The 12,622-nt window shown below is 72.5% G+C and carries 7 protein-coding genes; 3 read left to right on the plus strand and 4 right to left on the minus strand.

Annotated elements, in window-relative coordinates:
- Window positions 1–300: 300 nt before the first annotated feature.
- Window positions 301–849: a MarR family winged helix-turn-helix transcriptional regulator gene (locus AQJ54_RS42065; protein ID WP_062025334.1), complete on the minus strand. Its 549-nt coding sequence runs from the start codon at window positions 847–849 to the stop codon at window positions 301–303.
- A gap of 122 nt (window positions 850–971) precedes the next feature.
- Here AQJ54_RS42065 and AQJ54_RS42070 point away from each other — a divergent pair, with 122 nt between their 5' ends.
- On the plus strand, window positions 972–2,240 hold the full coding sequence (locus AQJ54_RS42070; protein ID WP_062246911.1) for an MFS transporter: 1,269 nt from the start codon (window positions 972–974) through the stop codon (window positions 2,238–2,240).
- Window positions 2,241–2,316: 76 nt separating this feature from the next.
- On the opposite strand, the gene AQJ54_RS42075 is transcribed toward AQJ54_RS42070, so the two are convergent.
- Window positions 2,317–3,954, minus strand: coding sequence for an ATP-binding SpoIIE family protein phosphatase (locus tag AQJ54_RS42075; protein WP_062025335.1), 1,638 nt, complete (start codon window positions 3,952–3,954; stop codon window positions 2,317–2,319).
- A gap of 221 nt (window positions 3,955–4,175) precedes the next feature.
- Window positions 4,176–5,555 (minus strand): NAD(P)/FAD-dependent oxidoreductase, encoded by a 1,380-nt coding sequence (locus AQJ54_RS42080; RefSeq protein ID WP_062246845.1) that lies wholly within the window; start codon window positions 5,553–5,555, stop codon window positions 4,176–4,178.
- Window positions 5,556–5,929: 374 nt separating this feature from the next.
- On the opposite strand from AQJ54_RS42080, the gene AQJ54_RS42085 reads away from it, so the two are divergent.
- Together AQJ54_RS42085 and AQJ54_RS42090 are read left to right on the plus strand one after the other, a co-directional pair.
- The gene (locus tag AQJ54_RS42085) at window positions 5,930–6,706 is read left to right on the plus strand and encodes a TetR/AcrR family transcriptional regulator (protein ID WP_079070316.1); all 777 of its coding nucleotides are present in this window, start codon (window positions 5,930–5,932) and stop codon (window positions 6,704–6,706) included.
- 261 nt (window positions 6,707–6,967) lie between these two features.
- A complete protein-coding gene (locus AQJ54_RS42090; RefSeq protein WP_062246847.1) occupies window positions 6,968–8,944 on the plus strand; it encodes a sigma-70 family RNA polymerase sigma factor in 1,977 nt (658 codons plus the stop codon).
- On the opposite strand, the gene AQJ54_RS42095 is transcribed toward AQJ54_RS42090, so the two are convergent.
- Window positions 8,931–12,146 carry an ATP-binding protein gene (locus AQJ54_RS42095; protein ID WP_079070317.1) on the minus strand — a complete coding sequence of 1,072 codons (3,216 nt, stop codon included), beginning with the start codon at window positions 12,144–12,146 and terminating at the stop codon, window positions 8,931–8,933. The genes AQJ54_RS42090 and AQJ54_RS42095 overlap by 14 nt on opposite strands.
- Between the last annotated feature and the right edge of the window lie 476 nt (window positions 12,147–12,622).

The following is a 12,622-nucleotide window of genomic DNA, read 5'->3' on the forward strand; positions in this document are numbered from 1 at the left end:
CTATCAGATCCTTTCGGGCCTGATCCCCGGTCAGCGGGGCTTGCCTTCCCGGCTGTTGGGCCGTTCCGACGTCTCAAACCTTAGCGGACTCTCGCTGTGGTCCCAAATCGAGGAGCCACACCCAAATCGAATTGAATTCGGGCACGCCGAATTCACCCCGGCTGGGTGATCGTTCTGATGGTTTGAGTGGCCGCTTTCGCGGCGGGAGGTGCTGCCGCAGAACCGTTACGGCCCCGTGGCAACCCGAAGAACTCTACGGATCCAGCAGGGGGCTGTCAAGAACCCGCTGTCAAGATCTTTTCAGTCGAGGTCGCTGAGGCGCCCACCGGCGTCCGGCTGCGCGTGCTCCACCCTACGCAGCAGCCGAGTGAGGACGTCCCCCAAGGTGTTGCGCTCCTCGGCGGAAAGGTCCTGGAGCAGCTCCTCCTCGAAGACCGTGGCGAGGCGCATCGCCTCCAGCCACTTCTCGCGGCCCTCGGCGGTCAGCTCCACGATCACCCGGACCCGGTTGGTCTCGTCCCGCTCTCGGGTCACCAGCCCCTGCGCGTGCATGCGGTCGATCCGGTGGGTCATCGCGGCCGGCGTGAGGCCGAGCCGCTTGGCGAGATCGCTGGGGCCCATCCGGTAGGGGGCGCCGGAGAGCACGAGCGCCTTGAGGACCTCCCACTCGGCGTTGCTGATGCCGAGGTCGGCGGTCTGACGGCCGTAGGCGACGTTCATACGGCGGTTGAGGCGGGAGAGCGCCGAGACGATCTGCTCGACCTGGGGGTCGAGGTCCTGGAACTCGCGCTGATAGGCGGCGATCTGCTCGTCGAGCGTCGGCTCGGGGACGCCAGGGGTCTCGGCCATGTGCGCAGTATCGCACGCGCATGCTTTGCCTTGAAGTCCTTCGCTATGTACTCTTTAGCTTCGAACTTTAACTCTGAAGTCTTCACTCCTAACTAGTGAGAGAGGTGAACGTGACCAGGGCGATGGGCGCAGCGATGCGCCGGATCCACGTGGGCAACGCACTCAGCGCGTTCGGGCTCGGTTTCACCGTCCCGTATCTGTACGTCTATGTGGCGCAGGTGCGTGGACTGGGAGCCATGACGGCGGGGCTCGTCCTCGCCGTCTTCGCCGTGGCGGCACTGGTCGTGCTGCCGTTCGCCGGGCGGGCCATCGTCCGGCGCGGCCCGCTGCCGGTGTTGCTCACCGCCCTGCTCACGGCGGCCGTCGGGTCGTTGAGTCTCGGCCTCTCGGCCCACGCCCCGACCGTGCTGGCATCGGCGGCCCTGCTCGGGGCCGGTCAGGCCGTGATGCAGCCGGCGCTGGCGACGATGATCGTGGACTGCTCCACGGCGGAGACCCGCTCGCGTGCCTTCGCGACGCAGTTCTTCCTCCAGAACCTCGGGCTCGGCGTCGGCGGTCTCATAGGCGGCCATCTCGTCGACACGTCGAGCCCCGCGTCCTTCACGCTGCTCTTCGCGATCGAGGCAGCGATGTTCCTGCTGCTGGTGGTCGTGATGACGACTCTGCGACTGCCGCACTCGCCGCGGATCCAGGACGCGCCTTGCCGGTCCGCCAAGGCCAGCTGGAAGCAGCTTCTCGGGAACCGGGCCATGGTGCAGCTGTGCGTGCTGGGCTTCGTGCTGTTCTTCGCCTGCTACGGCCAGTTCGAGTCCGGCCTGAGCGCGTACGGCGTCGAGGCCGCCGGCATCTCCACCTCCGCGCTGGGCACGGCCCTGGCCGCGAACACCGCGATGATCGTGGTCGCGCAGTTCGCCGTGCTGAAGTTCGTGGAGCGGCGCAGGCGCACGCGGGTGATCGCGGCGGTCGGCGTCATCTGGGCGATCGCGTGGCTCACCGCGGGGTACGCGGGCCTCGGCCACGGCAGCCAGGAGATGGCCACGGCCGCGTTCGTGTCGACGTACGCGCTGTTCGGCCTGGGTGAGGCGATGCTGTCCCCGACCGTCGCCCCGCTGGTCGCCGATCTGGCTCCGGAGGGCATGGCGGGCCAGTACAACTCGGCCTTCGCCCTGGTGAAGCAGCTGGCTCTGGCGGTCGGCCCGGCGGTGGGCGGCCCGCTCGGAGCCTCCCTGCACGCGCCGTACATCGTGACGTTCCTGCTGTTCTCGCTGGGCATCAGCTACCTGGCGATACGCCTGGGCAAGCAGCTGACCCCGCTCCAGAACCAGCCGTCGCTGAGGAAGAGCCGGGTAGTGGCGCAGGGCGGAGCGCAGTCCCAGTCGATTGCCGCCTGACTGCAACCCACCCAGGGGCGCGGGGAACTGCGCGACCAGCCACGACGCACCCGCGCCCGGCATCGATCAGGCACCCCTACGGCGTGGCCCCCTTCGGCAGCACGAACTCGCACCAGACCGCCTTCCCCCCACCCGGCGTCCTCCGCGACCCCCAGTTCGACGCGATGGTCGCCACGATCGCGATCCCGCGGCCCGACTCGTCGCCCGCTTCGGCTCTCCGGCGCCGGGGCAGATGGTCGTCCCCGTCCGTCACCTCGACGATCAGGCGCCGGTCGGTGCGGCGGAGCCGCAGCCGCATGGGTGGGGTGCCGTGCTGAAGGGAATTGGCGACCAGTTCGCTCACCGCCAGCACGCCCAGGTCGTGCAGCTCGACCGGGAACCGCCAGCTCGTCAGCACGCCGGAGGCGAACGCACGCGCGCGTGGGGCCGCCTCGACTCCGCCCAGCAGTTCGAGGCCGGCGTTGCGGAAGAGCTCGCCCTGGGGGCCGGTGTGGGCGGGGTGCTGGAGGACCATGACGGCGACGTCGTCGTCGTGTTCCGCGGTGACGCCGGCCGAGCGGATCAGGCGGTCGCACATCACCTGAGGGGTGCCGGTCGCGCCGGCCAGGGCCCGTTCGAGGGCCGCGATGCCCTCGTCCAGGTCCTCGTTGCGGCGCTCGACCAGGCCGTCGGTGTACAGCACGGCCGTGGAGCCGGGGCCGAGGGGGATGGAGCCGGAGGCGTGCATCCAGCCGCCGGTGCCGAGCGGCGGGCCGGTGGGTTCGTCGGCGCGCAGGACGGTGCCGGTCTCGTCGCGGACCAGGATCGGCAGATGGCCGGCCGAGGCGTAGACCAGCTTCCCCTCGTTCGGGTCGTGGATGGCGTACACGCAGGTGGCGATCTGGTTGGCGTCGATCTCCGTGGCCAGGCCGTCGAGGAGCTGGAGCACCTCGTGCGGGGGCAGGTCGAGGCGGGCGTACGCCCGTACGGCGGTGCGGAGTTGGCCCATGACCGCGGCGGCGCGGACCCCGCGGCCCATGACGTCGCCGATGACGAGGGCGGTGCGGCCGCCGCCGAGGGTGATGACGTCGTACCAGTCGCCGCCGACCGCGGCCTCGGTGCCGCCGGGGTGGTAGGTGGCGGCGATACGGAGGTCGTCCGGTTGTTCGAGTTCCTGGGGGAGCAGGCTGCGCTGGAGGGTGACGGCGGTTTCGCGCTGGCGGCGCTCGCTGGCTCTGAGGCGCTCGGCGGCCTCGGCGTGGTCGGTGACGTCGGTGGCGAAGACGAGTACGCCGCCGTCTCCCTCGGTGACCGGGGTGCAGGTGAAGGTGTAGGAGCGGCCGTCGGGGGCCTTGCGGGACTTGACCGTGCGGGGCTTGCCGCTGCGCAGGACCTGGTCGAGGAGCGGGAGGAGGCCGATCTCGTCGAGTTCGGGGAGTGCTTCGCGGGCCGGTGCGCCGGGCGAGCGCAGGCCGAAGGCGACCACATAGGCGTCGTTGACGTAGGCGAGGCGGTGATCGGGGCCGTGGACGAGGGCGACGAGGGCGGGGACGCGGTCGAGGACCTCGCGGACGGGGAGTTCGTCGACGGCGGGGATCGGCACGGTGAGTTGTTCGGCGCGGGCCGCGGGGACCGCGCCCTCGCTCAGGCGGTCCTCGGTGACCAGGTCGTCGGTCCGCGCTGCGGCGCGGCGCTGCGTTCCGGGGAGGCGGGCGCTCCAGCGCGTGAAGTTCACGAATCCTTGCCTCGTGTCGTCGTCTTCGGCGTCTTCGGGCCGGCTCCGGGCCCGGCCGGTGGGCTGGGGACGGCAGCCCGGGGGTGCAGCACGGTGGGAAGACCTCTTGGGTTCGAGGGGCGGGCGGCTGCCCGTCCGAGGACGGGCATCAGTGTGTCAGGAGGCCGACCGGGTCGACATCCGTCAGACGCCGGGGCGGTTCGTGGAGTTCCTCGGTCCGGTCAGGACGACCCCTTCGGGTCGTTCACAGGGTCATGAGGAGGCTTTCCACCGGCCGCGAGTTCGAACTCCGCCCGGGGATGTTCGAGTGAACCGAGCGAGACGATCTCCCGCTTGAAGAGCCCCGACAGGGTCCACTCGGCGAGGACACGGGCCTTGCGGTTGAAGGTGGGCACCCTGCTGAGGTGGTAGACGCGGTGCATGAACCAGGCAGGGTAGCCCTTCAGCTTGCGCCCGTAGACCTGCGCGACACCCTTGTGGAGGCCCAGGGAGGCCACGGAACCGACGTACGCGTGCGCGTACGTCTCCAGGGGTTCGCCGCGCAGGGCGTGCACGATGTTGTCGCCGAGGACCTTGGCCTGGCGTACGGCGTGCTGGGCGTTGGGCGCGGTCTCCTTGCCGGGCTCGTCGGCGGTGACGTCGGGGACGGCGGCCGCGTCTCCGGCGGCCCACGCGTGCGTGACGCCCTCCACGGTGAGCTGGGCGGTGCACTTCAGCCGGCCCCGCTCGGTGAGCGGGAGGTCGGTGGCGGCGAGGAGCGGGCTGGGCTTGACGCCGGCGGTCCACACGACCGTACGGGTGGGGAAGCGGTTGCCGTCGCTGAGGACGACGACGCGGTCCACGCAGGACTCCAGGCGGGTGTTCAGCCGTACGTCGATGTTGCGGCGGCGCAGTTCGCTGACCGTGTAGCGGCCCATCTCCTCGCCGACCTCGGGGAGGATGCGGCCGGTGGCCTCCACCAGGATCCACTTCATGTCCTCGGGGCGGACGTTGTGGTAGTACCGCGCGGTGTAGCGGGCCATGTCCTCCAGCTCGCCGAGCGCCTCCACGCCCGCGTAGCCGCCGCCGACGAAGACGAAGGTGAGGGCCGCGTCGCGGATCGCGGGGTCGCGGGTGGAGGAGGCGATGTCCATCTGCTCGATCACGTGGTTGCGCAGGCCGATGGCCTCCTCGACCGTCTTGAACCCGATGCCGTGGTCGGCGAGTCCCGGGATCGGCAGGGTGCGCGCGATCGAACCGGGGGCGAGGACGAGTTCGTCGTACGACAGCTGCTCGCCGCCGGTGCGCTCCTCCTCGGTGGCGAGGGTGGTCACGGAGGCCGTGCGCTTGGCGTGGTCGATCGCGGTGACCTCGCCGACGAGGATCCGGCAGCGGTCGAGGACGCGGCGCAGCGGTACGACGACATGGCGGGGGGAGATCGACCCGGCGGCCGCCTCGGGCAGGAACGGCTGATAGGTCATGTACGGGTCGGGCGTGACGAGGGTGATCTCGGCCTCGGCCCGGTCCAGTTCCCGTTTCAGCTTCCGTTGCAGCCGCAGGGCCGTGTACATCCCGACGTAGCCACCGCCGACAACCAGAATGCGCGCACGTTCCTTCACCATCCCATGACGCACCCGCCGCTTGAGTTTGTCCACAGCCTCGACAATTTGTGTGACCGGAGTCCGTCGGCGCGCCGGGTTGGCCGAATTTCCGGAGTGCGCGGAAGGATCGCAGGTCAAGGGGTGTGCGCCGGGCGGGTGGAGGGGGTGCAATCGGGGCGTTTGGCACTCGTACTCCGATCGGGGGGCGCTCCGTGCGGAACGTGCCCCTTCTGAATTGACCCCCGCTCAACTATGTTCGTGTGTCGACGGGGTGTAGGGGGATGCGCTCCGGGTCCGCGACGGGCGGACTCGCGAAACGAGCTTGTTCCGCTCGCTCCGGCTTTCGATGGCGGGGAGAGTCTCCGGGGGGAGACGTCATTACCGGGGGAACATTTATGCACATTCAGGACTCTCATTGGTCTACCGCGTCCGCCATCGCACCCGGTGGCGGGGCGATGGGTGGCGCGATGGGCTCGACGATGAGCGCGGCGGGCAACGGACGCGAGGGCTCGCGTTCGACCCCGTTGCGCGTGGACGCACAGCGCAATCTGGAGCACGTACTGCGCGCGGCTCGCGAGGTCTTCGGCGAGCTGGGCTACGGCGCGCCGATGGAGGACGTGGCACGGCGCGCCCGGGTGGGTGTCGGCACCGTGTACCGGCGCTTCCCGAGCAAGGACGTCCTGGTCCGGCGGATAGCCGAGGAGGAGACCTCCCGGCTCACCGACCAGGCCCGGGCGGCGCTCGGGCAGGAGGACGAGCCGTGGTCGGCCCTGTCGCGCTTCCTGCGCACCTCGGTCGCCTCGGGCGCCGGGCGGCTGCTGCCGCCGCAGGTGCTGCGGGTCGGGGTCGACGAGGGCGACGGCTACGACGAGGCGCGGGTGCCGCAGCAGCGGACCACCCCGGGCTCCGGCGAGCTGCGGCTCGTTCCGGAGGAGAGCCCGCTGGGCTCCGGGGACGACGACGCCGGGGCGGCGGCGCTGCTGGAGGTCGTGGGCCGGCTCGTGGACCGCGCGCGTGCAGCCGGCGAGCTGCGGACCGACGTGTCGGTGTCGGACGTGCTGCTGGTGATCGCGACCGCGGCGCCCTCGCTGCCGGACGCGGCGCAGCAGGCGGCGGCCTCGGCACGGCTGCTGGACATCCTGCTGGAGGGACTGCGCTCCCGGCCGGCGTGACGCGTCAAGGTGACGACGGGGGTGCGGCCGGATCGTCGGCCGCCCCTCGGAACATTCCTGTCCGATTCCGGCATCCCGCCCAACTTCCGTCCGACGCAGGACAGTTGAGCATTCCCCGAACGGGTGAAAGCTAGTACTGGATCGCCGGAAAACCCCACGGACGAGTGGATGCGAAGCACTGTGCCCTACTGACTAAAAGTCGATATGGCACTCTGACCCGGTGTTCGGGACTGGTTGGGCCGGCGGCGGGGGCATTCCGCGATGAGCGTTGACGGGCGGAACGAGCCCCACGGTGAGGGCGACGAGGAAGCCGGTGGCCGGGCCGGAGGCACCCCACAGGTGCCCGGCCAGGGCAGCCGGGCCGGCATCCCGCAGTCGGGGCTTCCGCACGGCGTCCCCCAGGGCGGCATCCCGGCCCAGGGCGGGGAACCCGTCGAGGGCAGCGTGCCGACTCAGCGCGACCGGCGCGAGGACGGCAGCGTCCTGCCGCCCCCGCCCCGCGAGACGACACCGTCCGACGCCGATCTGATCGAGCGGATGCGCGCGGGCGACGACTCGGCGTACGAGGCGCTCTACCGGCGCCACGCGGAAGCCGTGCGCCGCTACGCCCGCACCTGCTGCCGCGACGCCCACACCGCCGACGACCTCACCGCCGAGGTCTTCGCCCGCATGCTCCAGGCCGTCCGCCGCGGCCACGGCCCCGAACACGCCGTACGCGCCTACCTGCTCACCAGCGTCCGGCGCGTCGCCGCCGGCTGGACGAAGTCGGCGAAGCGCGAGCAACTCGTCGACGACTTCGCGGTGTTCGCCGCCCAGGCCGCGCGCACGTCCGAGGTCTCCGACCAGGACACCCTGGACCTGGGCGCCGATGTGCGGGCGATGCACGAAGCCGAGCAGTCCATGGCCATGCAGGCCTTCCGGTCGCTGCCCGAGCGCTGGCAGGCCGTGCTGTGGCACACCGAGGTGGAGGACGAGTCGCCGAGCGAGGTCGCCGTCCTCTTCGGGCTCGACGCCAACGGCACGCGTGTACTGGCCAGCCGGGCCCGCGAGGGCCTCAAGCAGGCCTACCTCCAGGCCCACGTCAGCGCCAGCCTCGCCGGCGACGAGGAGTGCGCCCGCTACGCCGACCGGCTCGGCGCCTACGCCCGCGGAAGCCTGCGCACCAGGGCCGAACGCGGGCTGCGCAAGCACCTGGAGGAGTGCGCCAAGTGCCGGCTGGCCGCGGGCCAGATCAAGGAAGTCGCCGGGGGCATCCCGGCCGTCGTACCGCTCGCGGTCATCGGCTGGTTCGGGGCCGCCGGGTACGCCAAGGCCCTCGGGCTCATCGCCGGTGGGGCCGGGGCGGCCGGTGCCGCGGGCGCGGCCGCCGCGGCGAGCGGCGGCTCCTCGGGCGGGGCGGGCGCCGGCGGCGCCGCGGCCTCGGAGGGTCTCGGCGCGCCGGTGAAGGCCGGTATCGCGGCCGGTGTCGTCGCGGTGGCCACCGCCGCGGTGGCGCTCGCGCTGATCGGCGACCACAGCCCCCCGCGGAAGCCGGACGCCAAGCCGCCCGCCTCCGCACCGGCCGTCGAACCGGCCGAACCCGCCCCCACCCCGAGCACGCCCGAGCCGGATCCCCCGCTGCTCCCCGTCGCGGCCACCCCGACCCCGGCGCCCGCCGCCTCCTCGCCCACCCCAACCCCGAGGGCCACCCTCACGTCCCCACAGCCCCCCGCCCCGAAACCGACACCCACACCCACACCGAAACCCCCTTCGACCCCGACCCCCACCCCGACACCGACCCCGCCCCCGGCTCCCCCGCCGCCACCGACCGTCTACCAGTGGAGCGACCTGGCCTACGACGTCTCCGGCGACGGCAGCGGGCCCGAGATGCGGATCGGCGAGAGCAGTTGGGTGTGGCAGCGCTACGGCGTCTCGATCGCCGGCAGCCGGTACACCCACGGCGTGACCGTGCACGGACGCTCCTCCGTCACGATCGACCTCAACCGCGCGTGCTCGTCCTACGACGCGATGGTCGGCGTCGACGACATGACACTGGGCCTCGGCAAGGTCCGCTTCTCCGTCTACGCCGACGGGGTCCGGCTGTGGAGGTCCGGCCTGGTCGAGGGCGGGGACCCGGCCGTGCCCGTCCATGTGAACCTCGCGGGACACGACACCGTACGGCTGGTGGTCGAGCCGCACAGCCACCTCGACGACCTCATGCTCGCGGACTGGGCCGAGTCGAAGTTCAGCTGCTCCTAGCGCGCCGCGCCTCGACCGCCTCGCCGAGTTCGGCCAGGACCCCGTCCGCGGTGAGGTCGGCGCCCCGGGTGTGCTCGGCCGCGTAGCGCACGGGTCCCAGGCCGGTGCGGGCGGCGGTCTCGGTGCGCTCCACGTGCACGCGTTCGGGGTACGGACGCGGATCGCCGCCCCGTCGACGCGCGGCGGCGGCGATCAGCCGGACCGCGCGGGGGAGGTCGCCGAGATCGCACAGCAGGACAGCCGCAGCGTCCATGAGCATCGCGAGCACCGCGTCGGCGCACTTCTTGTCGATCGCCTCGCGGACGGTGTCGGCCAGCAGGGGCAGCCCGTGGTCCGGGCCCGACTCCTCGGCCGTCACCATCGCGTCGACCGAGTTCAGCATCACCGTGAACTGGTGCGGTGGCGCCACCTGCCCCAGCTCCGCGCGGACCTCGTCCACCAGCGCACGCGCGCGTGCGGGGTCCTTGTCGTCCAGCGCCATGTGGGCCCGCAGGAGCCGCACGAACGCCCGGGTCTCCGGGACGCCGTACCGGTGTCCCGCGTCGCTCGCCTCCTCCAGGGTGGCCAGCGCGGTCGTACGGTCGCCCGTGCGGTACGCGACCTCGGCGAGCCGGGCGATGAGGAACGGGGTCTCGGCGTACGCCCCCACCTCGTAGGCGAGCTGGAGCGCCGTCTCGTACTCCTCCTTGGCCGCCGCCGCGCGGCCCCGGGCCATGGCCGCCTCACCGGCCGCGCTGCTGACCTGGGCGCGGAGCCAGCGGTCGCCCACGCGGCGGCTGAGCGTGCGCAGCTCCGCCAGGTCGTCGTCCACACCGGCCATGCCGCCCGGGGAGTCGACGATCATGTGCGTGCGGAACATCAGCGTGACGGCCACGGACCAGTCGTCGCCGTGGGCACGGCAGTTGGCGACGGCGACCTCCATGAGGGGGCGGATGTCCGTGTGGTCTCCGAGCATCACGCCCACCAGGGGCCAGATCATGCCGGGCAGCCGGGCCGCGTCGGGGCCACCCGGCTCGAAGTGGTCGCGCACGGCACTGACGTAGCGGTGCAGGCGCGGGTCCAGGCGGGCGTCGATGGGCTCCGTCTCGGCGCTGAGGAAGAGGTGCAGCATGCGGAGGTTCAACCGGACGGGTGTCTCCGCGCGCGGTGCGGCGAGGAAGGCGTCGATCAGACCCCCGCCCTCCGGGGTTGCCCCGGGGTCGAGCACCCGGGCCACCCAGGACATGCCTTCGCGGCGGTAGTTGCGCAGCCACCAGAACCAGCCCATGGCGAGGGCCACGGCCGAGGCCTCCGCGTCCTCGCCCGCCGCGATCGCCCGGTCGAGGGCGGCGCGGATGTTGTCGAGTTCGGTCTCCAGGCGGGCGATCCAGGGAAGCTGGTCGGCGGACCGCAGCCGGGGTTCGGCCTCCTCGACCAGTGCGCGCACCCACGCGCGGTGCCGGTGCTCGGCCGCGGCACGCAGCGCGGGGGACTCGGCGGCGCGCTCGACGGCGTACTCGTGGATGGTCTCCAGCAGGCGGTAGCGCATGCCGTCATGGCCGTCCCCCTGCCACGGGACCGCCACGACCAGGGACTTGTCCACCAGCGCCCCGAGGAGTTCGGCGGAAGGCCCGCCGCACACCGCCTCCGCGGCCTCCAGGTCCCAGCCGCCCGCGAAGACGGACACCTCGCGCAGGAACGTCCGCTCCCGCTCGTCGAGCAGGTCCCAAGACCAGTCGACGACGGCCCGCAGGGTCTGCTGCCGGGGCAGGACGGTACGGCTGCCGGAGGTCAGCAGCCGGAACCGGTCGTCGAGCCGGTCGGCGATCTGCCGTGGCGTCAGCATCCGCAGCCGGGCCGCGGCCAGCTCGATACCGAGGGGCAGCCCGTCGAGCCGCCGGCAGATCTCGGCGACCGACTCCTCGTCGGCGAGCACGCCGGCCGCGTCGGGACGGACGGCGGCGGCGCGCTCGGCGAACAGATGGCCCGCCTGGTCGGGAAGGAGGGGCTCGACGGGTCGCACCGACTCACCCGGCACGCCCAGGGGCTCCCGGCTGGTGGCGAGGACGGTGAGGCCGGGGCAGCGGGTGAGGAGGGTCTCCGCGAGCTGGGCGGCGGCCTCGATGACATGTTCGCAGTTGTCAAGGATCAGGAGCAGGCTGCGCGGGGCGCAGTACTCGACGAGCAGGGCGAGCGGGTCGTCCTGCGGGGCCGTCAACTCGGTGGTCATGAGCACGGTCTCGCGCAGACCGAGCGCGCTGACCACCGCGCCGGGCACCGCCTCCGGCCGGTCGAGCGGGGCGAGCTCGACCAGCCACGCCTGCGGGAGCCCGGCGGCGGCCTCCTCGGCGAGACGGGTCTTTCCGGAGCCGCCCGGTCCGGTGAGGGTGACGAGGCGGGCCCTGTGCAATTCGGAACGGATGGCGTCGAGTTCGGGTTCCCGGCCCACGAAAGAGGTAAGCCGCGGACGGATGTTGCCGGTGGGTTCGGCACGAGGACGACCGGCCGGGGCCCCGAGCAACTCGGTGTGCAGGGCCCGCAACTCGGGCCCCGGATCGGTCCCCAGCCCCTCGGCAAGCGCCCGCCGACCGCCCTCGTAGACGGCGAGGGCGTCGGCACCCCGCCCGCTGTCCCGCAGCGCGCGTATCAACAGGCCGTACAACCGCTCGTCGTACGGGTGCGCCCCGCTCAGCTCCTTCAGCTCCGGTACGACGTGCTGGGCGCGGCCGAGCAGCAGATCCGCCTCGATCCTGGCCCGGGTGGCCTCCAGCCGCAGTGCCTCCGGCCGGGTGGCGGCGGTGCGGTCGGAGAGGTCGGCGAGAGCGGGACCGCGCCACAGGGCGAGGGCGTCGCTGAGCTTCCGCGCTGCGGTACGCGGGTCGCCGTGGGCCAGCGCGTCCGTGCCCTCCCGCACAAGCCGCTCGAAGACATGCAGGTCCACGTCATCGCCATGGGCGGCCAGCAGGTAGCCCCCCGGCCCGGAAACGACCACGTCCCTGCCGACGGCCCGCCGAAGCCGCCCGACGAGAGCCTGGAGCGCGGCCGGGGCGTCCTGCGGCGGCTCCTCCGCCCACACCTCATCGACCAGCCCCTCCGCACGCACGGCCCGCCCGGGCCTGAGGGCGAGCGCAGCAAGCAGTGCGCGGACACGGGGGCCGCCCAGAGGTATTTCGGCGCCGTCGTCGTCCATCGCCTGAGTAACACCCAGAATCCTGTACCGCACGGGCTCATTGTCACCGGGTTCTTGGTGGGAGCGGGTGCCTATGGGGGTGCCGGGTGCGGTTGTAGGGCGGGTGCAGGTAGGTCGTTGCTGGTCGCGCAGTTCCCCGCGCCCCTGAGGAGGTGCCGGGTTCGGTTGTTCGGCGGGTGCGGGTCCGTCGTGGCTGGTCGCGCAGTTCCCCGCGCCCCTGGGGAGTTGCAGTCCACCTGCGCCACGACGGAACCGTCAGCCGCCGCACTCGCCCCTCACCGGACCGTCAGCCGCTGCGCCCGCCCCCACCGGACCCATTCGCCGCGCGCCCCGCTCTCCCCGGGCCGTTGGCCGCGTACGGCGGGCAGGGGACGGGGTGGGGGGTGTCCGCCCGCAGCGTCCGGCGTCCGGAGCCGAGAACTGACCGAGAGACCGAGCCGCCGGACCGAGGACGGATACCCCCCACCCCGGCACCGACCCACCCACCGGACGGAACGCGCTACGCACGG

Source organism: Streptomyces griseorubiginosus, from assembly GCF_001514195.1.
GTDB classification, from domain to species: Bacteria; Actinomycetota; Actinomycetes; order Streptomycetales; family Streptomycetaceae; genus Streptomyces; species Streptomyces griseorubiginosus.

Excerpts from the sequence above, each read along its gene's own strand:
- AQJ54_RS42065 (WP_062025334.1), bottom strand. The coding sequence starts at position 849 with ATGGCCGAGACCCCTGGCGTCCCCGAGCCGACGCTCGACGAGCAGATC.
- AQJ54_RS42070 (WP_062246911.1), top strand. The coding sequence starts at position 972 with ATGGGCGCAGCGATGCGCCGGATCCACGTGGGCAACGCACTCAGCGCG.
- AQJ54_RS42080 (WP_062246845.1), bottom strand. The coding sequence starts at position 5,555 with ATGGTGAAGGAACGTGCGCGCATTCTGGTTGTCGGCGGTGGCTACGTC.
- AQJ54_RS42085 (WP_079070316.1), top strand. The coding sequence starts at position 5,930 with ATGCACATTCAGGACTCTCATTGGTCTACCGCGTCCGCCATCGCACCC.
- AQJ54_RS42090 (WP_062246847.1), top strand. The coding sequence starts at position 6,968 with ATGAGCGTTGACGGGCGGAACGAGCCCCACGGTGAGGGCGACGAGGAA.